This is a genomic window from Pseudomonas halotolerans, from assembly GCF_039581215.1.
Taxonomy (GTDB): Bacteria; Pseudomonadota; Gammaproteobacteria; order Pseudomonadales; family Pseudomonadaceae; genus Aquipseudomonas; species Aquipseudomonas tehranensis.
In genome coordinates this window covers 207,196-231,133 of the sequence record NZ_JBCNTJ010000003.1, presented here as the reverse complement: position 1 = coordinate 231,133, position 23,938 = coordinate 207,196, and the positions used below count along the sequence as shown (strand labels likewise).

At 57.7% G+C, this 23,938-nt stretch carries 22 protein-coding genes; 9 read left to right on the top strand and 13 right to left on the bottom strand.

Going from position 1 to position 23,938, the window contains the following annotated elements; translation table 11 throughout:
• Positions 1–87: 87 nt before the first annotated feature.
• A complete protein-coding gene (locus AAIS01_RS05775; RefSeq protein WP_343468198.1) occupies positions 88–1,554 on the top strand; it encodes an MFS transporter in 1,467 nt (488 codons plus the stop codon).
• Between the two features lie 189 nt (positions 1,555–1,743).
• The gene (locus tag AAIS01_RS05770; RefSeq protein WP_343468197.1) at positions 1,744–2,022 is read left to right on the top strand and encodes a DUF1652 domain-containing protein; all 279 of its coding nucleotides are present in this window, start codon (positions 1,744–1,746) and stop codon (positions 2,020–2,022) included.
• 62 nt (positions 2,023–2,084) lie between these two features.
• Here AAIS01_RS05770 and AAIS01_RS05765 read toward each other — a convergent pair whose 3' ends face one another.
• The 5 genes from AAIS01_RS05765 to AAIS01_RS05745 all read right to left on the bottom strand — a co-directional run bounded on the left by AAIS01_RS05765 (position 2,085) and on the right by AAIS01_RS05745 (position 11,234).
• The gene (locus AAIS01_RS05765; protein ID WP_343468196.1) at positions 2,085–4,553 is read right to left on the bottom strand and encodes a UvrD-helicase domain-containing protein; all 2,469 of its coding nucleotides are present in this window, start codon (positions 4,551–4,553) and stop codon (positions 2,085–2,087) included.
• Between the two features lie 225 nt (positions 4,554–4,778).
• A complete protein-coding gene (gene pgm / locus AAIS01_RS05760) occupies positions 4,779–6,425 on the bottom strand; it encodes a phosphoglucomutase (alpha-D-glucose-1,6-bisphosphate-dependent) (RefSeq protein WP_343468195.1) in 1,647 nt (548 codons plus the stop codon).
• Positions 6,426–6,547: 122 nt separating this feature from the next.
• Positions 6,548–7,942: an aminotransferase-like domain-containing protein gene (locus AAIS01_RS05755; protein WP_343468194.1), complete on the bottom strand. Its 1,395-nt coding sequence runs from the start codon at positions 7,940–7,942 to the stop codon at positions 6,548–6,550.
• 96 nt (positions 7,943–8,038) lie between these two features.
• Positions 8,039–9,526 (bottom strand): hypothetical protein, encoded by a 1,488-nt coding sequence (locus AAIS01_RS05750; RefSeq protein WP_343468193.1) that lies wholly within the window; start codon positions 9,524–9,526, stop codon positions 8,039–8,041.
• A gap of 682 nt (positions 9,527–10,208) precedes the next feature.
• Positions 10,209–11,234, bottom strand: coding sequence for a zinc-dependent alcohol dehydrogenase family protein (locus tag AAIS01_RS05745; RefSeq protein ID WP_343468192.1), 1,026 nt, complete (start codon positions 11,232–11,234; stop codon positions 10,209–10,211).
• A gap of 256 nt (positions 11,235–11,490) precedes the next feature.
• Here AAIS01_RS05745 and AAIS01_RS05740 point away from each other — a divergent pair, with 256 nt between their 5' ends.
• Positions 11,491–12,405, top strand: a complete 915-nt coding sequence (locus AAIS01_RS05740; protein ID WP_047226434.1) for a LysR family transcriptional regulator — start codon at positions 11,491–11,493, stop codon at positions 12,403–12,405.
• 799 nt (positions 12,406–13,204) lie between these two features.
• On the opposite strand, the gene AAIS01_RS05735 is transcribed toward AAIS01_RS05740, so the two are convergent.
• The 3 genes from AAIS01_RS05735 to AAIS01_RS05725 form a co-directional block, all read right to left on the bottom strand.
• Positions 13,205–13,975: a molybdopterin-dependent oxidoreductase gene (locus AAIS01_RS05735; RefSeq protein WP_343468191.1), complete on the bottom strand. Its 771-nt coding sequence runs from the start codon at positions 13,973–13,975 to the stop codon at positions 13,205–13,207.
• On the bottom strand, positions 13,968–14,591 hold the full coding sequence (locus AAIS01_RS05730; RefSeq protein WP_343468190.1) for a cytochrome b/b6 domain-containing protein: 624 nt from the start codon (positions 14,589–14,591) through the stop codon (positions 13,968–13,970). The genes AAIS01_RS05735 and AAIS01_RS05730 overlap by 8 nt, the downstream gene beginning before the upstream one ends.
• A 71-nt stretch (positions 14,592–14,662) precedes the next feature.
• Positions 14,663–15,274, bottom strand: a complete 612-nt coding sequence (locus AAIS01_RS05725) for a hypothetical protein (protein WP_343468189.1) — start codon at positions 15,272–15,274, stop codon at positions 14,663–14,665.
• Positions 15,275–15,489: 215 nt separating this feature from the next.
• Between AAIS01_RS05725 and AAIS01_RS05720 the strand changes: the two genes are divergently transcribed.
• From AAIS01_RS05720 to AAIS01_RS05705, 5 genes are all read left to right on the top strand, one after another.
• The gene (locus tag AAIS01_RS05720) at positions 15,490–16,185 is read left to right on the top strand and encodes a heavy metal response regulator transcription factor (RefSeq protein ID WP_343468360.1); all 696 of its coding nucleotides are present in this window, start codon (positions 15,490–15,492) and stop codon (positions 16,183–16,185) included.
• The gene (locus AAIS01_RS05715) at positions 16,158–17,552 is read left to right on the top strand and encodes a heavy metal sensor histidine kinase (RefSeq protein ID WP_343468188.1); all 1,395 of its coding nucleotides are present in this window, start codon (positions 16,158–16,160) and stop codon (positions 17,550–17,552) included. The genes AAIS01_RS05720 and AAIS01_RS05715 overlap by 28 nt, the downstream gene beginning before the upstream one ends.
• 290 nt (positions 17,553–17,842) lie before the next feature.
• Positions 17,843–17,935 (top strand): NAD(P)-binding domain-containing protein, encoded by a 93-nt coding sequence (locus AAIS01_RS25645; protein WP_431191904.1) that lies wholly within the window; start codon positions 17,843–17,845, stop codon positions 17,933–17,935.
• A gap of 150 nt (positions 17,936–18,085) precedes the next feature.
• Positions 18,086–18,433, top strand: coding sequence for a chorismate mutase (locus AAIS01_RS05710; protein ID WP_343468187.1), 348 nt, complete (start codon positions 18,086–18,088; stop codon positions 18,431–18,433).
• Positions 18,434–18,569: 136 nt separating this feature from the next.
• Positions 18,570–19,223 carry a hypothetical protein gene (locus tag AAIS01_RS05705; RefSeq protein ID WP_343468186.1) on the top strand — a complete coding sequence of 218 codons (654 nt, stop codon included), beginning with the start codon at positions 18,570–18,572 and terminating at the stop codon, positions 19,221–19,223.
• 377 nt (positions 19,224–19,600) lie between these two features.
• On the opposite strand, the gene AAIS01_RS05700 is transcribed toward AAIS01_RS05705, so the two are convergent.
• The 5 genes from AAIS01_RS05700 to AAIS01_RS05680 form a co-directional block, all read right to left on the bottom strand.
• A complete protein-coding gene (locus AAIS01_RS05700; RefSeq protein ID WP_343468185.1) occupies positions 19,601–20,680 on the bottom strand; it encodes a hypothetical protein in 1,080 nt (359 codons plus the stop codon).
• Entirely contained in the window at positions 20,667–20,921 is a 255-nt protein-coding gene (locus AAIS01_RS05695) for a hypothetical protein (RefSeq protein ID WP_343468184.1), read from the bottom strand. Before AAIS01_RS05695 ends, AAIS01_RS05700 begins: the two co-directional genes overlap by 14 nt.
• Positions 20,918–21,370, bottom strand: coding sequence for an SRPBCC family protein (locus AAIS01_RS05690; RefSeq protein ID WP_343468183.1), 453 nt, complete (start codon positions 21,368–21,370; stop codon positions 20,918–20,920). Before AAIS01_RS05690 ends, AAIS01_RS05695 begins: the two co-directional genes overlap by 4 nt.
• Positions 21,371–21,384: 14 nt before the next feature.
• Positions 21,385–21,603 carry a hypothetical protein gene (locus tag AAIS01_RS05685; RefSeq protein WP_343468182.1) on the bottom strand — a complete coding sequence of 73 codons (219 nt, stop codon included), beginning with the start codon at positions 21,601–21,603 and terminating at the stop codon, positions 21,385–21,387.
• Positions 21,604–22,324: 721 nt separating this feature from the next.
• A complete protein-coding gene (locus AAIS01_RS05680; protein WP_343468181.1) occupies positions 22,325–23,443 on the bottom strand; it encodes an NADH:flavin oxidoreductase in 1,119 nt (372 codons plus the stop codon).
• Positions 23,444–23,544: 101 nt separating this feature from the next.
• Between AAIS01_RS05680 and AAIS01_RS05675 the strand changes: the two genes are divergently transcribed.
• On the top strand, positions 23,545–23,928 hold the full coding sequence (locus AAIS01_RS05675; RefSeq protein WP_343468180.1) for a winged helix-turn-helix transcriptional regulator: 384 nt from the start codon (positions 23,545–23,547) through the stop codon (positions 23,926–23,928).
• Positions 23,929–23,938 lie beyond the last annotated feature (10 nt).

Here is a 23,938-nt window from a genome sequence, read left to right as displayed (position 1 = left end):
GTGCAATCCGTGCGTCTTCCGCCATGTTATGCCCGAGCGTAACGTTCTGACAGCTCCATTTGCAGAGCAGCAGAACCAGAGGACATGATGAAACCAGCCACTACCCAACCCCGCCCGCCAAGCGCGACGGGCGCACAACGGGTCTTTTCACCCCGCTGGGCCTTGACCAGCCTTTCACTGTCGACCTTGCTGGCCTCCCTGGGCGCCAGCGTGGCGACGGTGGGTTTGCCGACACTGGCCCATGCGTTCGAGGCCTCCTTCCAGCAAGTGCAGTGGGTCGTTCTTGCCTATTTACTGGCAATTACCACCCTGATTGTCAGCCTCGGGCGATTGGGGGACTTGCTCGGTCGTAGCCGGTTGCTCCTGGCCGGGATCATGCTATTCACCCTCGCATCAGCGTTCTGCGGCATGGCGCCTTCACTTTGGCTGTTGATCGCAGGCCGGGCGTTACAGGGGCTTGGTGCGGCCATCATGATGACGCTGACCCTGGCCCTGGTGGCCGAAACGGTCAGCAAGGAAAAGTCCGGCAGCGCGATGGGGTTGTTGGGCACCCTCTCCGCAGTCGGAACCGCCCTTGGCCCCTCACTGGGTGGTGCGCTTATCAGCGGTTTCGGTTGGCAGGCGCTATTTTTGATTAATGTTCCTCTTGGACTGCTGACGTTTGTCCTGGCCTGGCGCTCATTGCCCGTCCCACCACCCAAACGGGTAGTCGGGCGCCCGCGCTTTGATGCCCTGGGCACGCTGTTGCTGGCGGCAACGCTTGCTGCCTATGCATTGGCCACGACGTTGGGGCGGGGCAACTTCGGCTGGCCGAATATGGCGTTGTTGCTGGCGGCGATCCTGGGCGGTTGTCTGTTTGTTTTGGCCCAGCGGCAGGTCGCGGCGCCGTTGATTCCCTTGGCGTTGCTGAAGGACCGGCCACTGGTTTGCGGGCTGACGACCAGCGCTCTGGTGGCAACGGTCATGATGGCGACGCTGCTGGTGGGGCCATTCTATCTGTCCGTCGCCCTGGGGCTGCCTGCGGCGCTGGTGGGACTGGTATTGGCGGCGGGACCGTCGGTGGCCGCGCTGGCGGGTGTGCCTGCCGGGCGGCTGGTGGACCGGTTCGGCGTGCGCTCTGTGCGGCTCGTCGGGCTGTTGGTCATGATTCTCGGCTGCCTGATGCTGTCGCTGATGTCACCGACCCTCGGCGTGGGCGGCTATGTCGCCGCTATTGCGGTAACGACCCTTGGCTATGCGCTGTTCCAGACGGCCAACAACACCGCGGTGATGGCGAACGTGCCAGCAGACAAGCGTGGCGTCTTCTCAGGGTTGCTCAACTTGGCGCGCAATCTGGGTTTCCTGACCGGGGCATCAGCACTCGGCGCGGTCTTTGCGCTCACTGTACCGACGAATGGCATCGCCCGGGCTACCCCCGAAGCGGTGACAAATGGCTTGCATCTGACCTTTGCCGTCGCCTCATCGTTGATGTTGATGGCCTGGGTAGTGGTCGTGAAATGCCGTGAACCAGAGCCTCTGGATGGGCGTGGCGACATCCTTGCCCAGAGAAAATGAGGGCCCGATCAAAACGGCATAAGTCGTGATGCAAATCAAAAAAAGTGAACCAATCGCCAAACGGCCTGAAAAAAGCCACATGACATTCATTTTCAGGTGCTATTTTTAGTTCTCACTGGTAGAGCCATGATGGCTCTTCCTTCCTGATATGAGCAAACGGAAGCGCTTGATGAAGAAGGTGGGCAACAGATGAATAGAGGATCTTTCAGCAAGGTTACGTTTCCCAACGCCTGCCAGCTGATGCGCTGGCATTTCCATCCCATGGGATTCGAGGCCAGCATGGACGCACCGGACAGCATGGTCGCCCGGCTGTTTGACCGTGCCAGTGGCGAGACTATGATCGCGATTGCAGGTATCCCCTGCGCGACGGTGATGAACGCTCCTGACGTGGAGCGAATAATCGAAGCGGTGGAAGCCGAGCTGGAAGCTTTCGTGCCACCCGTTGGCTTACGACGATTTGCCTCCTGAAGAAGAAGCCCACATCAGTGGGCTTCTTTTTGGCTGATGGTTTTGTTCGTGCATCGAGGTTCTCAGCTGCGGGCGCGGCGATGATCGGCAAAGAACGGCTTGCCAGTCCCTATCCGATCTGACGCCTTGGGCGCCTTGTTTACCTGTGTGTCCTGCCCATCGACATACCAATAGCAATGCTGCACCGCCCGGGTAATACCGACATAGGCCAGACGCAGAATCTCGTCCTTCTGCGCCGTGTCGTACGGTTCGACATCGCCCTCCTGGCCCAACCCGGCCATTCGGTAGACCTGATTCTTGTAGGGCGAACTGGTTGAGTGCTGGCAGTCACCAAGCAAAAACACCGCATCGGCCTGAAGCCCCTTGGCGCTGTGGTAAGTCATCTGCCTGAGGCGACGCGCCGGGTACGGCAAGCTAGAATCCACATTAACTGTTGGTTGAATATGCTTTTCAATCAATAGCTTATCGCTACTTTTTCGATACAGCATCAAGATTGAATCGCCGTTACGGTAGTGCTCATCCAGCCGCTTCGCCAGGCCTTCGTCGTCTCTGTCCAGCACATTGACCGGGCTCAAGGTCCGAGGCGCGCCGCTGGCCTTGGCCTTTTTGCCGGGAATAGCCGCCGCCGCACGCACGACATGTTCGGCGGCGTCAATGATGTGCTGATGGCTACGGTAATTGTCGGTGAGCATGACCCGGGTGGTCGCCGGTGAAGGAAACTGTTTGTTGAACGCCATGAAATAGCTCGGCGAGCTGCCGCGCCAGCCGTAAATCGACTGCCAATCATCGCCCACGCACAGCAAGGAGGAACGCTGGGCGCCCCGCCCCACGTGCATGGCGGGACCGCGGCTGCGTACTTCCCGCAGGCTTGCGCGAAGCCAGGAAACGATCTGCGGTGAGACATCCTGAAACTCGTCGATCATCAAGTGCGACAGAGGACGCAGTACCGCATCGCTCAGCAGCTTGAAGTTCTCGGGGGAATGCTCACTGAACAGCGCGAACATCCGGTTATAGGTCATGACGGGGGGCGACTGATCCAGCAAATGATCTTCAAATGCCCGCCAGTAGCGACTCAGGGCCTCAAAGAAATAACGATCCGGGTCATCCTGGGCAAAACACATCCGGCCCACGGCGTCGGGGACGTCCAGGCCCAGGTTCTCGATAAAGCCGGCCGCCGCGACAAAACAGTCCAGCAACGGTGCCGAACCCAGTTCGCCTTTTACCTTGTAGTCGAACCCTGGACCCGCACTGGCGTCCCCGGCCAACACGCTCAGTACGCGCTTTGATGCTTCATAACTATCCAGCCATATCAGTGGCTTAGCGCAGAAAGCTTGAAACAGGGTTCGCTTGACTGCCCATTCCGCCCGGATACTCAGTTTGGCGCCCGGCCGGCTGAGCCGGGCGTCTTCCCGCGGATCGAAACCCAGCATCACCCACGCGTCCAGCGAAGGGACGTAGCCGTGGCAATGGAACGTCGCGCCGTTGATCTGGAATGCCTGACGCTTTGGCTCGATGCCCTTGATCGGCCAGGCACCGGCGCGAAACCACAGGTCTTCGATCGCATCGCACAGCTCTTCATCGCGCTGAGCGGCCAGTTCGGTCACGGCTACCCGCTTCTGCACATCAGGGTGGTCGCGTTCCAGCTCCTTGAGCTGCAAGGCATGGCGGGACATCGGCTTGATCAGTTCGCGAAAACGCTCGTCGCGTTGATAAAGACGGTGATAGCAGGCATTGAGCTGTTGGCGCTGAGCATCGTTGATGCGCAATTCAAAGGGGTTGCCTTGGGCGTCATCATCGGGCGATTCGCTACGATGGCTCAGGGTTTCAAACGCCTGAAGCCGCTCGAACCCAGGCAGGCTGCGCACCATGGGCAAGATGCGTGAATGAAAGGTCCGCGCCAGGTCGCGAGCGTCCTTGAGGCTGATTGTCCGCCCCCAAAGGGCGAAAACCTCAATGAGTTTGTGAATGAAATCCTTGCGCGACTCCCGCGTGAAGGTCACCACGGTCATCGAATCCAACTCAAAACCCAGGTAATGGGACAGCAGCACAATACGCAGCACCAGGGTCGTGGACTTCCCGGCGCCTGCGCCCGCAACGACCGAGGTAGACGGCGTATCGCTCAGGATCATCTTCCACTGCGCGGCGCTTGGCTGGGCGTGAGCAGGAAGCAATCGGGCAACATCGGCTTTGATGCGTTTCTTGAGTTCGGCGGTCAGCGGCAGGCGCCAGTCATCGAACAACAGATCATCGACTTTCGGTGCCGGGTGTTCAGTGCTTCGGGAATCCCGAATCAACAGGACCTGACGGCCCTCTTCCAACCCTTCGGCCTTGCCTTCCTTATGGCCGTAGTCAAAACCGGCGCTATGGCCGCTGCGAAAGCCGTCGGCCTGGCCGTGTAGCCAGGAAGCCCGATGCTGGGCTCTAAGTCGCGTCAGGCCATGACCTAAAAACCGCGCGGCCAGGCGCTTGAGCAAAGGCATCTGCGCCAAGGACAGAAGTTCGGGGGGAAGATCGGGAGTGTGTTGCGGCACGCTGGGGGACTCCGGTGTTCAGAACCATGGCAGCTATGGTGTCTGTATTCGCGAGCGGATTCCACCCAAAAGCTTGTAAGTCATGGATTTAGGCGATGAAGTGAAAGTGGTGTCGCACATTGCCATCAGTGTCTCCCGACCCACCGTAATCGTGAGCAGGCTCGCACACAGAGGCCGCGTGCACCGCAAAGCCAATGTGGGAGCGAGCCTGCTCGCGATGGGTTTTCACTGTCCAGAGATGGCGCCGTCGACCAACGCCTGCGCCTCGACCACCAATTGCTTGAGGTGCTCGTCACCGATGAAGCTTTCAGCGTAGATCTTGTAAATGTCCTCAGTGCCTGACGGACGTGCAGCGAACCAGCCGTTTTCAGTCATGACTTTCAGGCCGCCAATGGCCTGGTCATTGCCCGGTGCATGGCTGAGGATGCACTGGATGGTCTCCCCGGCCAATTCGGTGGATGCGACCTGGTCCGGTGCCAGCTTGCTCAGCAGCGCCTTCTGTTGCGGGCTCGCCTTGGCATCGACGCGCACGGAGAACGGCTCACCCAGTTCATCCGTCAGGGCACGGTAGGCCTGGCTTGGGTCGCGACCGGTGCGCGCGGTCATTTCGGCTGCCAGCAACGCCGGGATCAGGCCGTCCTTGTCGGTACTCCACACACCACCGTCCTTGCGCAGGAACGAGGCGCCGGCGCTTTCTTCGCCGCCAAAGCCCAAAGAGCCGTCGAACAGACCGTCGGCAAACCACTTGAAGCCTACCGGCACTTCATACAGGCGCCGACCCAGGCGCTTGGCCACGCGATCGATCAGACCGCTGCTGACCACCGTCTTGCCCACGGCGGCATCGGCACGCCACTGCGGACGGTTCTGGAACAGGTAGTCGATGGACACCGCCAGATAGTTGTTCGGCGCCAGCAAGCCGCCGGACGGCGTCACGATGCCGTGGCGATCATGGTCCGGGTCGCAGGCGAAGGCCACATCGAAACGCTCTTTGAGGCCAATCAAGCCTTGCATGGCATGGCTGGAGGACGGGTCCATGCGGATCTGCCCGTCCCAGTCGACGGTCATGAAGCGGAAGGTGGAATCCACCTGGGTGTTGACCACGTCCAGATCCAGGCGGTAATGCTCGGCAATCGCGGGCCAATAGCGCACCCCCGCTCCGCCCAGCGGATCCACGCCCAGACGCAAGCCGGCAGCGCGAATGGCATCGAAGTCGATGACATTGATCAGATCCGCTACGTAGGTATTGACGTAGTCGTGACGGTGAGTGGTGTCAGCCTTCAGGGCCTGCTCATAGCTGATGCGCTTGACGCCGGCCAGCTGGCTTGCCAGCAGCTCGTTGGCCTTGGCTTCGATCCATTTGGTGATGTGGGTATCGGCCGGGCCACCGTTGGTGGGGTTGTACTTGTAGCCTCCGCTCTGCGGTGGATTGTGGGACGGCGTGATGACGATGCCGTCTGCCAGACCGGAGGTGCGGCCACGGTTGTAGCAAAGAATGGCGTGGGAAATTGCTGGCGTGGGCGTGTATTCGTCGGCCTCGGCGATCATCACAGTGACCCCGTTGGCAGCGAACACCTCCAGCGCACTGGCCCCTGCCGGGGTGGACAGCGCATGGGTATCAATCCCCAGGAACAAGGGGCCGTTGATACCTTGGGCTTCGCGGTACAGGCAGATCGCTTGGCTGATGGCCAGCACGTGCCATTCATTGAACCCCAGGTCGAAGGAACTGCCCCGGTGGCCGGAAGTGCCGAAAGCCACACGCTGGGTCGACACCGAGGCGTCGGGTCGGCCAGTGTAATAGGCCGTCACCAGTCGCGGGATATCGATCAACAACTCTGCCGGTGCCGGCTTGCCCGCAAATGGACTGACTGTCATGCAAAACCTCTGGATGGGATGGCTCGATAAAATGGATGCAGTTTACTGACAGTTCGACCGTGGCGCGACGGGTTCGATCCATCGCCCTGCATCACGATTGCTCAAGTCTCAAGTCTCAAGTCTCAAGTCTCAAGTCTCAAGGCATCGGCCAGCGCGCAGAGTGCTGTATCCAGATCGTGCGAACCGCCTAAGGCATGGGTCAGGCGCATATGCTGTGTGTATAGCCCTTGCAGACTGAACAGTTCCCCTGGCGCTATGACGATTCGCTGCGCAAGCAGCCGCTGGAAGACTCGCCGTAAATCGACGTGCCGCGAAGATCGCACCCAGATCGTCGCGCCACCCTGAGGTTCCAGCCATTGCAGGCTGTCCCCCAGCCGTTCGCGCAGCAATTGCGTCGTCGAGACCGCCCCTTCACGCAGCAGACGCCGCAGGACCAGCAAGTGCTGATCGATCCGGCCGTTACTGTACAGGCGGGCAATGGCTTTCTGGCGAATCGGCGACAGGCTAAACGCACGCAGCAGGAAATGGCGCTGCAACTCCAGCGTCAACTGGCGCGACAGCACATAACCATAGGGCGCCTCGGGGCCGATGGTTTTTTCGAATGTGGAATAGACGATCAGTCGATCCGGGTCGAGCAAGTCTCGAAAAGGCGTAACCATGGTTTCGAACGCCAGGTCCGTATAACTGTCGTTCTCCAGCACCCATGTGCCGTGCAGATCCAGCAAGCGCGCGACGGCGCGACGGTTGTTTTCAGGAACAAGCGTGCCCCTGGGCATGTTCAGGACGGAGGACAGGATGACCAGGCGTACCGTTTCCCCCGTCAGTAATTGCTCCAACTGCTCGACATTGATGCCCCCATCCGCCAGCAGTGGCAGCTCAATCACGTCGATATCGGCCGCCTGCAGCAAGCGCAGGATGGTCCAGTCGCAGGGTGACTCGATCAGCACTGTAGCGCCCTTGAGCGCCAGCACGGCGATCAGGATTTCCAGTACTCCGCGCAGATCAGCGCCGATATAGACATCGTCGGCGTTCCAGCACCGAGCCGGCGAAGAAGTGTAGCGCGCCGCCAGCGCGGTACGCAGTTCCAGTTCGCCCCAGGGTTGCGAAGGCATCTGTGAGGAGCGCGGATACTGGCGAAGCAGCTCACGCTCAAGCAACAACAGAGGGCTGTCCAGCGGTTGCAATGATGCAGGCTCGTCAGCACTGAGCACCAGCATTCCCGGGCGCCGCGCATTGACGTACAGGGTCTCGAGCAAATCATCACCACCGCCCAACGTTGCAACGCAAGGTACGGGCAACGCGTAATAACCGGACTTGGCGACCGAGTAGACCCGTCCCTCCTTTTCCAGTAACGAATAGGCGTACTGGATGGTGGAGATCGACACGCTCAGGCGCTCGGCCAGTTGCCGTAACGACGGCAAGCGCACACGGGCATCGGCGCCCAATTCGTTGATCAGGGTCGTCAGATAACGATAAACCGCCTGATAAGCGAAGTCTGGTTCTCGGCAACCTTTCATGGGGTTTGGCCAACAGTAAGGGCCGTGACCGGCTCCGCCGGATGGCCAGGAACAACGGCCGGATACGTGGCGAGTGAATCCGTCAAACCTCGGCCCTCAATGCCGTGCCGAACGTTCGCGCATGGCATCGGCGCCCTGCCCGGCTTCTTCAGCGTCGACGTCATCAATGGCGTTGTGCGAATCAATCCCCGGCGCTACTTCCTGTTCCGCCGGCGTAATGCTCGCGCGATACAGCTTGCCGAGCATGTCCAGGGGCAGGCCGCTGACATCGACCATCCATTGGGCCACCTGATCGGCGATACCCGCGCCCTGCATAGCCTTGTGCAGGTCCGGCATCGCCACCAGCATGCCGGGATGACAGCAACGCAGAAAGTGCTCCAGGCCTGCGCCTTGCTCAACGAATGGAGCGAACAACATGCACACCAGTTGCGTTTCGTTGAGTCCGAGTGTCTTGTGCGCCTCGCTGGCGGCCTGGGCACGGCGCTCGGGGATGGCCGAGGGTGGGCCAAACAACATCCTGGCCTGTTCGCAGACGTGCTCGGGCAATTGCTTGCGGTGCATGATCATGATGGCTCGTTGTACGTAGTCCCCGTAACCCGCTTCGTAGCTGCGTCCCTGCAGATAGCAGGCCTGAAGGCCATGCAAATGAGCCGACAGCAGCGGGCTGAGGTACTCGTTTTCCGGCGCCGATGCGACGAGCTCATCGGTCCGTACCCGCAGAAACTCACTGAACAGTGGCCAGTTGGTTTCCTCCGAGCTGTCGACGATCAGATCGTCGATACCAATGTGGCTCACGCGTCGGCAAGCCTCGAAATGCCCCTCGGGTCTCCACACGCCCAGGTGGTCGTGGCCATAAAAACCCTGGTAGGGATGTGCGCCCAGCGTATCGAGTTGCGTGAAGAGACTGTCGAAGCCGCCGGACGGGTCAGTGGCCAGGCCTACCTTGCGGGCGGCACGCCGAAGGCCCGACATGAACTGTTTTTGCTCGCGAGGCGTATCACTGCTGACTAACGAGTCGACCCCGCTCTCCCAGCGGGCCATATGCCGATAGAACTCGGCCATCGCCAGGTAGCCGTGATCACCTACCTCCAAGGGACTGTCGACCGAGCGAAGGTGGCCCAGAACCAGCGCGTCCATGCGATTGGCCTCATGCCCGGCCACCGACAAAGGCTGCTTGTGATTGAATGGCACCACTTCGCGGTTATCCGCCATCAGCAACTCCACCCGAGGATCGTCGTAGACGAACAGCGCGCTATAGCAGCGGTGGATGTTTTCCAGCGTCGCCTGGGTAGTCTCGCTCAAACGTGGGGTGGCGACACGCAGGTCGAAGGTCACCGGATGCCTGCCCGCGATGCTCAATTGCGCGGCACGCAACGCCGTCAGGACATAAAAGCTGTCCCGGCTTCCGTTCTGGACTGTCAATACGCGATAGTCGCCGATCCGGTCAATGCCTCCGGCCGCGACAATTAAACGCTGGATCAAAAGCTGCAACGCGGTACGTTCCGCGCGGGAATAAAAACCTGACAATCGCTGCAGTATCTGCTGATACACGTGAGTCATTGCCTGCTCATGAATTGCACTCATAGCCATTTACCTGGAAATTCAACTATCGGCGTCGCACCCGCACAACGTGACCGAGCGACGGGTTGGTCTGATGGATTGTTCTAGTACTGCAAAGAGTATTGGTAATACGCTCAAGCTTTGCTTGTCGTAATTATTTGATACACATGCTGGAGAGTTCGCCTCCTTTGTTTTGGGGCTTGCCTGCAAGCCGCTAAATCAAAGGGTTTTCCCGTTTTTTTAGCACGTCCTAGGAGAATTCTGACAACGTCCTTCAGACAATGAGTACGAAAAACAAAGAACATGCCTAACTTGAATTGCCCCCCTACCCCCGCCTGTATTCCCCAAAGCCGACTGATAGCGTTAAACCAAGTAATGCCTGAAGCGCCTTGAATCGGCCCTGAAGGATGACAGTCTTCTAAAAACTTGTATTGCGCCACGACTTCTTCCTTGAGATGGAAATCAGCGTTCAATTATCAGGACTTAAATAACGATTAGAAGATACAGATTGAGGGCAAAAACCAGTTCAGTTCCGTGGCGGTTAAACAGTTTTCTGGTTCTTGGCGAACAGCAAAGCCCAATCGAGGGGAATTGCCGGGCACCGGGCATCACCGCCAGACTTCAGGAGCAGGGGCATGAGAACGGAGGGGGGGACAGGTGAAGGCAGCGCAAGAGTCTGGAGGATGACTCTTGCGCAGGAGAGGGATCAGCTAGGGTCGACTACCTGAAGGGCAACGCGCTCGCGGCAGGGGCATTCGCCCATGTAACGGTGTGCTTCGACAAACTCGGAGAACGGAAACACCCGAGTCTTGAGCGGCAACAGCACGCGATCGGCGGTCAGTTGATTGATATCACGCAACGCCCGTTGCAATGCCACCTGGTCCTGGATGATGCCCAGTTCCGGCTTGCCGGTAAAATTGCCGATGCAGTGTACGAAGAACTGAATGTTCTTCTGGAACGCCGCGCAGGCGGGAAACGGTGTCTGATTGCCGCCCTGCAAGCCATACAGCACCAGGCTGCCCCGCGGCGCGAGTACATCGCCGAGCAGGGACATCTGCGGCCCGCCGAGGCCATCGAATACCACATCGACGCCACGGTTATCAGTCAGCTTGTTGATTTGCATCAGCAAGTCCTGCTCTTCGGTGACGATGACTTTTTCCGCACCGAGCGACACCAGGTACTCACGCTCATCGGCGGTCTTGGTGGCCGCGATCACTCGTACACCCAAGGCCTTGCCCAGTTGCACGAAGGATGGGCCGGCGCAATGACTGGCATCGGTGACCAGGGCAAACTGCCCCGGCTTGACCCGTGCCAGGTCCACGTAGGCGAAATAGGCGATCAGCAGCGGCGTGTAGTGCACGGCGGCTTCGATCGGGGTAAGCACGTCGGGATAACGGGTCAGCGCAGTACGCGGCAGCACGATGATTTCACCGTACACCGGGTAATCGTTCGGGCTCTCGGCAGGGAAGCTGGCCACTTTGTCGCCTACCGCCAGGTCGTCGACACCGTCTCCGATGGCCGTTACCACCCCGGCCATTTCATGACCCAGGCCCGAAGGCAAGCGCGCCTGGGACGACGCCAGATTCTGGCGCCACAGGGTGTCATACCAGCTGATGCCGATCGCTTCGACACGGACCTGCACTTCTCCTGGCGCAGGAAGAGCCGCCGCATGCTCTTCGCATTTGAGCACCTCGGCACCACCAAACTTGTGAAAACGGATCGTGCGGGACATCGCAAACCTCGTCAAAGTAACCTCTAATGCCATGAACTCTATCCGGGCTTTGTACCCAAGACCATCAGTGGCTATTAATAGTCGACATGCCTGTCATTGATTCCGCAGCAAAAAATTGAGCCATTCCTGTGGGGTCTACCCTAAGAAAAAGCAATTAGCCGGTGCAGAGTACCAGTCTTTCCCCGTAAGATTCATGCCGGTCATTGTTCTCATATGGCCGCTCACGTCAAGCTTGCTGAATCTGCCAGGACCCCAGATGAATCGTAATGACCTGCGTCGTGTCGACCTGAACCTGTTGATCGTGTTCGAAACATTGATGCATGAACGCAGTGTGACCCGAGCCGCCGAGAAGCTGTTCCTCGGCCAGCCGGCCATCAGTGCCGCACTGTCGCGTCTGCGCAACCTGTTTGATGACCCGCTGTTCGTGCGCACCGGTCGCAGCATGGAACCCTCGGCCCGGGCGGTCGAGATCTTCGCCCTGCTCTCCCCGGCCCTGGATTCGATCTCCACGGCAGTCAGCCGCGCGGCGGAGTTCGACCCGGCCACCAGCACCTCGGTGTTTCGCATCGGCCTGTCGGACGACGCCGAGTTCGCCCTGCTGCCGATGCTGCTCAAACGCCTGCGGGCCGAGGCGCCCGGTATTGTGCTGGTCGTACGCCGAGTCAACTACATCCTGATGCCGGGCTTGCTGGCGTCCGGTGAAATCTCCATCGGTGTCAGCTACACCGAGGATCTGCCGGCCAACGCCAAGCGTAAAGTCTTGCGGCGCAGCATGCCCAAAGTGCTGCGGGCCGACACCGCGCCCGGACGGCTGAATCTGGACGAATTCTGCGCCCGGCCCCATGCGCTGGTGTCCTTCGCCGGGGACCTGAGCGGTTTCATCGATGAAGAACTGGAGAAACTGGACCGCAAGCGTCACGTGGTACTGGCCGTGCCGCAGTTCAATGGCCTGAGCACGCTGCTGGCGGGCACTGACATCATCGCCATCGTGCCCGACTACACCGCCGACGCACTGACCGCCGCCGGCGGTGTTCGCGCCGAAGACCCGCCGATTCCGGTGCGCAGCTTCGAACTGCACATGGCCTGGCGCGGCTCCCAGGACAACGACCCAGGTGAACGCTGGTTGCGTTCGCGGATTCAGATGTTTTTTGGGGATCCTGAGAGTCTTTAGGTTTCGTCGGGCAGGCTGTTGCCTAGCAGATAAATTATCGCTCTACAGCGACGCATTTGATCTCCACGAGAAGGACGGGTCGAAAAGATGGCTCTCGGCTGAAGAGGGTTTGCGACGGCGCAAAAGCCGAATGTTGGGCGATCGCAGTGGCGCTCGAACAATCTCAATCGGAATCCAGGTCAGGGTTATCGCGGACAGAGCCACTGCGATTGCGAATGCATTCAGCCCCCCTCCGCAGATAACGTCAGAGGGGAATTCGCTTTCTTCGCCACCAGAAGTACACGTGGTCCGGTCATCAAAAGACTTCAAGTAGAGCGGCCTACCCTCTTCATTCAGGCAGCCCTGCTGGGTAACCTCACTGCTAGCCAAAACGCCTCGAACCGGGAAGTTGAAATCCCCAATATCCAGGCCACTGGCTCGCGTACCTGGCGCTGATCGACCGGGTCTGCTCGGAGCGCTGTCCGTATGCTTGCGCCACGCCAACATTTGAAGCATTGCTTCCATCTCCGGTCGGCGTGACAAGTTCGTGGTCGAGTCTGATAACGCCTGTGCGCTTGTTGTCTCCGGCTGCTGCACATGTGACCTGGACTGAGCCTGCAAGTGGGAGCGAAAATCCGCTCCATTGGTAGGCGCTCGCATTTTGTTTTCTGAAGGCGACAACACTGTTGGAGCTGGCGGTACCGCCGAAATACCGGTCATAAGAGCACCTCATACCCTAGCTGATGTCATCACTCACTCCGATGCTCCTGGCGTTGCCATGCACTATCAGGACGGAACTGCGCTACCTCGACCTGCCTCATCAGATCCCGCTGAACCAGTTATATCCCTGGTCTTCCCAATACCCGCCCGGGTTGTCGTTGCTCACGACAATCTCGACAACATGCTTGGGGTTTTTAAAGCCTAACTTGGTGGGTACTCGAACCCTGAGGGGATAGCCGTACTCGGGCGGCAGTGCGACGTCAGCGTAATCCAGTGCCAGCAGTGTTTGTGGGTGCAAGGCTGTTGGCATGTCCAGACTGGAGTAATAACGATCAGCACATTTGAAACCGACAAATTTCGCTGTGGTGTCGGCGCCGATGTGTTCCAGGAAGGTTTTGAGCGGTACACCTCCCCATTGCCCGATGGCGCTCCAGCCTTCAACACAGATCAAACGGGTGATATCGCTACGTTGCGGCAATTTGCGTAAGCTTTCGAGTGTCCAGGGTGCCTTGTCCCTGACCCGGCCGGAGACGGCGAGCGAGTAACTTGCCAAGTCCACCTCTGGGATGTCGTCCTGACCATAGAATGCGTTGAACGGAAATGGCGTGGTGATCTGCGCCCTTGTGAAGGTCGGGGCCAGTTTCCGTCCGCTGAACAGCCAGGCCTGGACCCGATCGTTCCAGCGCGACATAGCCCAAAGGACCTTGTCGACCTGATCGCCGTCCTGCAGGTTGCAACCGGTCAGCATCGACATCGCGCCTACGGTCAAACCGGCACGAAGGAAATGGCGGCGCTGGATATTCTCCAGCTCAAGCTGTTGCGCAGGTTCAAGCCTGATAGGCTGAACAGTTCTTTTTTGGCGTTCAATCATGGCCTTTTTCTCCGGTTTTCAGAGACCGCACACCACCTGTAATCATTGGCAGCAGGGTTCTGGGCACCAGCATGACCAACGCAAGATGAATCACGACGAATGCAGCAATCATCGCCATCGCCCCGAAATGTACATAACGTGCAGTGTCATAGCCGCCCAGTAGCGCGACCAACTCTTGAAGTTGAATGGGTTTCCAGATCGCCACGCCCGAGATAACGACGAGTGCGCCTGCCGCCAGCACCATCCAGTACATCAGACGCTGCACTGCGTTATAGACGCCCTTTTCATGCACCAGCCGTAAGCGCAAAGCGTCCGTCAAATCATGCTTCAACGCGGCAAGCCCGATGGGCAGCAGCTCACGTTTGAAATGCCGACTGGCGAACCCATACAGCATATAAATTGAGCCGTTGATCAGCAGCAGCCACATGAATGCGAAATGCCAGGCCAGCGCTCCACCCAGCCAACCGCCCACGGTCACAGCCACCGGAAACCTGAAGCCGAACAGTGGCGAGGCGTTGTAAATGGCCCAACCGCTCATGAACATGCAGACCATGCAGGCGGCGTTGATCCAGTGGGTGAGGCGAACCGGCCAGGGATGAAGCTTTTTCTGTCTCACGTGTTTCCCCTTGGAAGCCATCCATGTTGCGGAGCGTTGCCAAACGGCAGCGCTCCTGCCTTTTCAGGTGATTACATCGGTGGTTGGAAGCCATCCTTGCCAACCGCAATGCCGCGCGCGGTGGTTCCATCTGCGGCCGGGAACACGACAATTTTCGCACCTTTGACCAGTTCATCGGCTTTGCCTGGCTCGACGTAGGCGATTGGCACATCATTCGGTACGACGATTTGTTTCTCGCCGCCCTTGTAGTTGACGGTCAATGTGCGGCCGTCAGCTTTGGAGAGTTTCCCCACGGTACCGTTGGTCATGGTGCCTGTGCTGCCATCCGCGTTCTGCCAGCCGTAATGACCTTCGCCGCTGCCCTTGAGGCTGGCGTCGAATACCGTGACCTCCAGCGCCTTCAATGTTCCGTTGGCCTGTGGAATGGCCGCCGAGCCAATGAAGCTGTCGGATTTGATCGAGTCGATGTTGGCCTTCGATACCCGGTTGATACCGGTCTTGTCAGTCAGTCCGATAGTCTGCTGAGCGCCGGAGCGGACAGTGAAAGTCAGGGTATTGTTGCTGACGCTTTCCACCGTGCCACGCAGCGGTTTGATGACCGGCATGTCGGCCGCGGTGGCAATGACGGCGGCACTGAGCATCAACAAACCGAACGTGGTAGACAGGGCGTTTTTGAGTTGCATGGAGACGATTCCTCATGGGTTGATGTGCCGCCATCCTCGACCGCAGACCGGGACGTCACGATGACCGCCGAATGACATTTTTGTCATTCGTCAGCCCTGCCCATGAATGACAGAAATGTAACCGACTGCGCCCGCGCATCCCGTTACACTGCACCGCCGAGATACCGATGTCGCGGGCTGAATCCCGTCATGAAGAGACCCGAGCGCACCTCACGATGCATATCCTGCTGATCGAAGATGACACCAAAACAGGTGAGTACCTCAAAAAGGGACTCGGTGAGTCCGGTTACAACGTCGACTGGACCCAGCATGGTGCCGACGGCCTGCACATGGCCCTGCATACAACCTACGACCTGATCGTGCTGGACGTCATGTTGCCTGGGATTGACGGGTTTCAGATCATTGAGCTCTTGCGCGCCAGACAAGACGTACCCGTGCTGTTCCTCACCGCGCGCGACCAGTTGCATGACCGCATTCGCGGCCTGGAACTGGGCGCCGATGATTACCTGGTCAAACCTTTTTCGTTTACCGAACTGCTGTTACGCATCCGCACCATTTTGCGGCGCGGCGTAGTGCGCGAAGCCGACCATTTCCACCTCGCAGACCTGGAGCTGGACCTGGTGCGGCGCCGCGTTACACGCCAACAGCAGGTGATCGTGCTGACCAACAAGGAGTTTGCCCTGCTGCATCTGTTTCTGCGCCGGGCAGGCGATGTGCTGTCCAGGACACAGATCGCTTCGGAAGTCTGGGACATGAATTTCGACAGCGATACCAACGTGGTGGACGTAGCGGTCAAGCGCCTGCGCAACAAGGTCGACCAGCCCTATCCGATCAAGCTGATCCATACCATTCGCGGTATCGGCTATGTCTGCGAGGTGAGGCCATGCGGTCCCGACGCCAACCCTCTCTGACACTGCGATCGACCTTGGCGTTTTCCATGGTAGCGATGCTGGCCGTGGCCGGTGCGGGCGTTTACCTGTATCAGACGATGAAAGCCTCGGTATTGGTATACAGCGATCATGCGGTCATGGGCCGTCTGGAGCACTTTCGCAAGCTGCTGCACTACGAACTCGCCATCGAGAAGCTGCGCGACAGCCCGCAGATTTTCAAGAACATGCTCGACAGCGAAGACGACATCTTCATCATTGAAGAGCCCGGGCAGCAACCGGTAATCCAGGTCAATCCACTCAACGTCACGCTGCCTGAACTGCCGGTGATCGGCCAGAATACAAAGCTGAGCGTCAGTGATCTGCGCAGCGGCGTGACCGATTCGGGAACGATGTTGCGTGCCGCTACCGTCGTCACGACGTCTGGTGGACGTGAAGTCCGACTGACAGCCGCACATCTCATGGGCAAGGAAATGGCTATGCTCGCGGCGTATCGCGAACGTATCTACCTCGCCGTTGCCCTTGCCTTTCTGGCAACAGCCTTGCTGGGTTACCTGGTACTGCGTCGAGGGCTGCGTCCGTTGCGCAAAATGGCCGCCCATGCGGCAGCCATCACGCCCGAGCGTCTCCACAGCCGCATGGACAGCGCCGATACGCCGGTTGAACTGCAACAGCTGAGTGACGCCTATAACGCGATGCTCGATCGCCTTGCCCAGGGTTATCAGCGATTGACGCAATTTTCCGCTGACCTTGCCCATGAAATCCGCACGCCGGTGGGGTCGCTCATGGGGCATTGCCAGGTCGCCCTACGCCAGCGCCGTAGCGAGGACGACTATCAGGCACTGATCGCTTCGAACCTTGAGGAGCTCGAACGGATCTCGCGCATCGTCGAAAGCATTCTGTTCCTTGCGCGCGCCGATGAAGCGCAAGCAGTGGTGGAGCGCCAACAACTATCGCTGCATGACGAATCAAAGCGCATTGCCGAATATTTTGAAGGCTTGGCCGAAGAGCGGCGAATGAGCTTCCAGATAACAGGCGATGGCAACGTTCTCGCTGACCCCTTGCTGCTGCGCAGAGCCTTGAGCAACCTGGTGGCAAACGCCGTTCGCTATGCCTACGAGGGCACCGAGATTCTGATACGAGTGATAGCCCCCGCCGGCGGAGCCCGGATTGAAGTGGAGAACCAAGGGCCTGTGCTGAGCGACGAAACCTTGGGCAAACTCTTCGACCGCTTTTATCGCGGCGATGCGTCTCGCCACCAGAACTCCGACTCCTACGGCCTTGGCCTCGCCATCGTCGTGGCAATCATGCAACTGCATGGAGGTCACGCGTGTGTCGAACAGCCAAAGCCTGGGATTATCCGTTTTTCGCTGTCATTCCCTGGCGCTTGAACGACATCAGCGGGCAGCACTTGATCTGCTCAACATGCTGGCGCAGCGCGGCAATGTCGCTTTCGCTCATCTTCAAGCCGTTATCCATCAGAGGGGTGCGGGGTCAGCAGATCCGACGGCTGCATACAACTCATAGCTCAGGCGAGAGAGGCCCGCACATCACTCCAGTCCATGCTCTACCCCGTACAAAAATGAACAGTGAGAGTGCAGCAATGGCACTGCTGTAGCAATCCCGCGCCGGACATACTTGTCTGCATTCTCCTTCGTCGAATACCAACCGGGGACTGCAAATGAAGATTGGTTTTATCGGTGTGGGAAGCATGGGCAGAGCAATCATTCCACTGCTCGTCCGGGCTGGCCATCACCTCTCCTCGAAGGCGTAAGTGTTCTCAAATCGCCGACCTCGGCCTTTCAGCAATCGTTGAGCATGCCCGATCCCGCGTAAAGCGCCTGCTCAGGTTCTCCGTGCAACCATGAAGGGACCAAGGATGGGTACAGACAAAACCCTTAGAGCAACCGCCATGAGGTTATCCATGGAAAGTTCAGACATCACGCGTCAACTCTCGGCATTCAGACAAACCATCGACAATATCGACGCCGCACTCATCCACATGCTTGCTGAACGGTTCCGCTGTACTGATGAGGTCGGCTTGCTCAAAGCCCGACATCAATTGCCTGCGGTGGACCAGAAGAGAGAGCAGCATCAATACGAACGTCTGACAGCCCTCGCCCAGGAGGCCAACCTCGATACGGCCTTCGTCCAGAAGCTGATGCAGTTTGTCATCGGTGAAGTGGTCGACCGCCACAGACAATTTGCGGCCGGGCATGACCCAAGATTCTGCAAGGACGCAGTCCTCAGGGCGGAAAACACCGCCGGCTAACCCGCCACCTCTCCCCACTAGACGCCCGGGAACTGCTGATAGATCGCAGATAACTCGATAGAGAAGCGACTGAATAAGCCCCTTCCTCCGACCGATTCCTGCAAGGCAATTAGACAACCAAGACGAGCAGAACCGCATGAAATGGCCAACGATCGATCAAATTCGCAGTTTCACTGTTTTACCCTCTGGCTACACATGGGGTTACCTGAAACGCGAGGAGATCGATGCAGCGATAGTTTTTTTCCAGACGTGGTTCCCCTCCATTAGGGTGGGGTTAGGGAGCCCTTTTCTGAACCAGCAATTTTATGAAGACAACGTGGTGCTCGAAGACGATCTGGAGCGGGGAATGTGCGCTATCGTGGTCCGCCGAAATCATGAAATCGTCGCGATAGCAACATGGGAAAAAATTGATGGCGCTGATGTCATCTTCGGGCGAGTGGGCGCGGTAGCCAAACATCATAGGCAAACCAAACTGGCCGTGGCTGCCCAAGACCTCGGAGAAAAAATGGGAAGGTTCATGGGCGCGGGCTTGATCTATGGTATGGCGACAACCAGCGCTCCGTATATGCAACAAGCATTGGAACATGCGGGTTACAAAGCCGTAGGAATAATGCCTGGCTTCGACCAAGAGGAAACAGAGCCAGGAATCGTGCGCAGGGTTTACGAAGTCATCTACGCAAAACGACTCGCCCCCCACTCCAATTTTCTGATTCCTTCAGTACACAACCTCACACCTACCGTCGCTCGGCTTTATGCAGAAATATTTCCCGAAACAATCAAGATTGGCTGAGACGCAAGCATAAAAACCAGCATGTTTCTGATCAAATAAAGATCCCCGCTCACGCTTATTGCGCTGCTCGGGAGCGCCGCTTTAGCTTGCGTGCCAAAAGAACGCGAAGGCGCACCAAATACTCGCTACTGCCATACTGGAGCCAGTCGCAGGTCGCCGTTCAAGATCATTCGCACACTCGATGCAATTGGGGGCAAAAGTAGGGGCAAATAACAGCATTATCGACCTGAAAATGCCTTCCTAGAGCCTAGTCAAAATGTTTTTTGGCGATCCTGAGAGTCTCTGGTAAGGGGGGATGCACACCCGTTCTCAACACGCCCCCTTAGACAGAGTTGCCATCGGCTACAGGAATGAAATTAACGAAGCACATGCCCCCACTAAAAAGAATAACGCACGGCATTGACCCACCGGCTTTGCTCATCAAAATAACCGAAGCTGCGCTGACTTCCCTCGAATACGTCTACACCTGTGCGTAATTGCCAGTGAGCATCAACGTCGTACCTCATTTCCAACGAAGCATATTGCGCATCCAGACGCAGGTCCTGCGCAACGTAAGCGGTGAGGTAAAGCCGGCCCTGCCACAGCTCGCGGCGTGCCGCCAAGCTGATCATCTGCGTGCGATCTTGATCGACGGCGCGCGCCACGGCATCCTTCCAGACGTTGTAGTACTGCATGCCGAAGAACCAGTCCCCACTCAAGTAATCCACGCCCAGCAGCAATTGCTTTTGACGGTTCTTCTGAAGTTCAACGATGCCCGTCTGTGTCTGGGAGTAGCGATAGCCATCAGGTACGAAGGCCGCTTCACCCTTGAATACCACCGGCCCTATCGGCATCGCAAATGAGCCACCAAGCAGTGTGCGACGCTTCAGTGCTTCTCGATAACTCAAACCAGCTTGTGTCAGCCGGGCGGAGTAGGTCTCCTCAGTCTGCCAGCCATGCCAGGCATTCAGGGAGTAGTCCATCCCATGGACGTTACCGCTCCAACGCAAGGCAGGTGTCCAGTCGGCCGGTTTACGCCAATCCGGGCCATCCGCGTCGGACTGAGGGATATTTCCCAAATAATCGCTGACTCTGGTTTCAGCAAAACGGGCACCGCTATCGGGAAGGAGGTCCTTACGCGTTTGCGGGATTAACAGCATCTGTAAAGATTGATCCTGAAATACCGAGCATTCACTGTTCAGCATGGCCAATGGTCGGCGTTGCTGGACGTAGTCGCCGAAATAGCCTTCGCGACGATCAAACGCATGGATCACGTCCAAGACCCTGATCCTGTCAGCGCTGCCCCAGACGACTTGTTGAATCCCCAGCATGGAGGTACATCGCTCGCCTTGGTATTCAGCGAAGAATTCACGGGGCTCGACCTCCTGATAATCGCCGTCCAGCTTATTTTCCTGCAAAGCTCTGACTTGCAACTTGTAGCGCCAGCCCGATGCACCCTGCCAGCTACTCCCCAACAATGCGGAGTACTCGTTGAGCCCCCACTCTGACTCGGCCCTGAGCCTGGCCTCGATCATCCAGCGCCAGAAAATGCTCGATCTGCGCTTCGCGAAAGAACGGGTTATGGCGCGGTGACAATATCCGTTTCATGTCACTGCGCAATGGCGCAACCCAATGCGGGTCGTCGGCGTACAAACGAAAAGGCAAGTCGATAAACTGCTTTAAACGCTTTGCTGTATCCACTGTTTCGATAGCGATCATGAGATATCCAAAAGCTGTTGCATGTTGCGGTGACGTGCTTCAAATATCCGGTCCATATAAGCGTCGACAAACAGCCACTCAAGCAGCGCACCGCCTATTGCGTGATAAGTCACTCGATCCGTATACAGCGTCCCCCCGGCTGCGGATTCAACGCGATGCTCATGCCGGAACGCACTCAAGGGGCCCTTGATCATTTCATCGATGAAATACTCGTTGTCTTTGACTTCACGGATGCCAACGGTCCAATTGGCAGGGATAAACCCGAACATCCAATGCCGGAAGCGGAACTGACGTCCTTGTTCGATGCGCAGATCAGCAATATCTATGTTTCCAAGTGGGGTAACGCGTTCCGGGAAGATCTTCGGGAAGTTCACACCTTCCATGCAGAAGTCGAATACCTCAGCACAGCTACGCCCCTTGATGAGGGTGGTTTTTTCCAATACTGGCATGCACGGATCCTCTCTTAGATGGTTTCGACAGTCGTGGCGGTGCTGAAGCGTTCGGCATATCTGCGCCACTGATCGGGATCGAGGGCTTTATCAAAACTGCGAAATCCGGCCAGCATGAAACCGTGACGCACGGACAGCGCCTGAACCAACTCGAGATCATCATTGCTGAGGTCCAGCCCCAGACTCGTGTGACAGGAAATACCTTCGAGTGCGAGCATCATGGTTTCGGCCATACAGGCGTACGCCAGATCTTCCGGGATACCGTAACGGGACCCCAAGCGTGCGTCCCCAGGCATTTCGACAATGCCACCGTCAAGCACCAGCACGTCCGGCCGGCGACTGGAGATGTTCTGACTGACATTGGCGGGTCGGGAACCGTTGTGAGGCGGTCCGGTGCAACTAATCCATTAGTCATCGCGTTCAGTCCTTGAAACATACTGTAAAGACTAAATTTCGTCGGACAATCTGTCAATATGGCTTCTTGATATCAATCAGCCAACAATCCGACGAAAACATAGAGCATGTACCAAATATAAATTACCTTGTTGATTTATATATTTTTTATTTATCGACTCGATAACTTTCGACCACATCAGCCAAAGTTATCAATGGTCAAAGGCCTGCATATTACGTACGGGGGGCAAAACTGGGGCGCACAATTCGATTTTTTCAGGCTGTAGCTACCGGTCTAGAGACCCGTCAAAAATGTTTTTTGGCGATCCGGATAGCTTGTAACCGAACGCCTCCGAGGTTCAAAAAACGTTTAATACGACTGCTGCAACGCAATCCTATTTACGTAGGTGTTGAGTGGCCTTAACAGGTTCAGTCATTGAAACCATCATGGCGCACTCAACAACAGATTACGATCTCGACCTCGCAGAATCCGAGGCTAGACCTCTGATTCCTTCAGACTAAAACCTGTGTGGCATGACACTCTCCACTGTGCTGCATAGCTCAAACCAATTCGGCTAAAGATGCCGGATTGAAGCCCTTCAGATCTGCGTAATCGCCTTTTTCCACTTTGGCGACCCACTCCTTGTCACTCAGCAGAACGCGCCCTACTGCAATCAGGTCAAACTCTTCGCGCTCCATGCGCTCGACGAGCCGCTCCAGGCTCGCAGGGGTAGAGCCCTTGCCGGCGAAGGCGTGAGTAACATCATTGTCCAGCCCGACCGAACCGACGCTGATGGTTGTGGCGCCAGTGACTTTCTTTGCCCAGCCCGCGCAGTTCAGCCCGTTCTCACCATCGACTTCGGGAAACTCAGCGTCCCAGAAACGTCGTTGCGAGCAATGCAGCACATCAACACCCGCCTCAACCAACGGCAGCAACCACTCTTCCATTAATGCAGGGGTCTCGGCGAGGCGCACGCCAAAGTCCTGCTGCTTCCACTGGCTAACGCGCATGATGATAGGGAACTCAGGGCCCACCGCATGACGAACGGCAGACACGATCTCAGCGGCAAAGCGTGAGCGGTCCTTGATCGAGAGTCCACCGTAACGATCGGTGCGCTGATTGGTACCCGCCCAGAAAAACTGATCGATCAAATAACCATGAGCCCCATGGATCTCGACTGTGTCGAAACCCAGCCGTTTGGCATCCGCCGCTGCCCTGGCAAAAGCAGCAACTGTGTCTGCAATATCCTCTTCGCTCATTGCCACACCGCGCGGGTCGTTTGGCGAATCGAGGCCAGATGGGCTTTCAACCGGTGCGTCAGGCTCCCAGCCGCTGACGTCACGCACTGCACCGGTATGCCAGAGTTGCGGCCCCATGCAGCCACCCGCCTTGTGAACCGAATCGATCACGTTCTTCCAGCCAGCTAGCGCTGCTTCACCGTGGAAAAAAGGAATGCCGGAACCGTTACGCGAAGCGGGACGGTCAATGACGGTGCCTTCTGACAAAATCAATCCGACCCGCCCCTCAGCCCGCCGCCGGTAGTAGGCAGCGCTCCCTTCACCGGGGATGCCCTGCGGCGAAAATTGCCTCGTCATCGGCGCCATGACAATCCGATTTTTCAGTTCAAGCGAGCGGATCGAAAAAGGGCGAAATAAAATGCTGGTATCAGGGTTCGACACTGGATGGACTCCATTGCTTTCGGAAGCCATATAAGTATATTTTGTAAACCAAATGTCAATTAGGCACTTAGAGTCGCCTAGGTATATGCGAGGAAACTTCGATGCTGGAATTAAAGCCGCAATGTTTCTCGTCGGAGTGCCCAAGCCGGGCTCTGTTCGACCAGATCGCCGATAAGTGGTCAATGATGGTGCTGGCGGTGCTGGATGATGGCCCGCACCGCTTTAATGCCATCAAGCGCCGGCTGGAGGGCGTTACTCAGAAAGCACTTACACAGTGCCTGCGGCGGCTGGAAAGAAATGGCCTTGTCTCACGCAAGGTGATTTCGTTCTCGCCCGTGGCGGTCCAGTATGAGATCACTTCACTTGGTCAAACGCTGCAGCAGCCATTTCGCGAACTGCATAAATGGACGCTCGACAAATTGCCGGAGGTTGAAGCGGCCCGGTTGAAGTTTGACGAGGCCGCGGAGGTCAACCTGACGGTGTGATTCTCTTCGA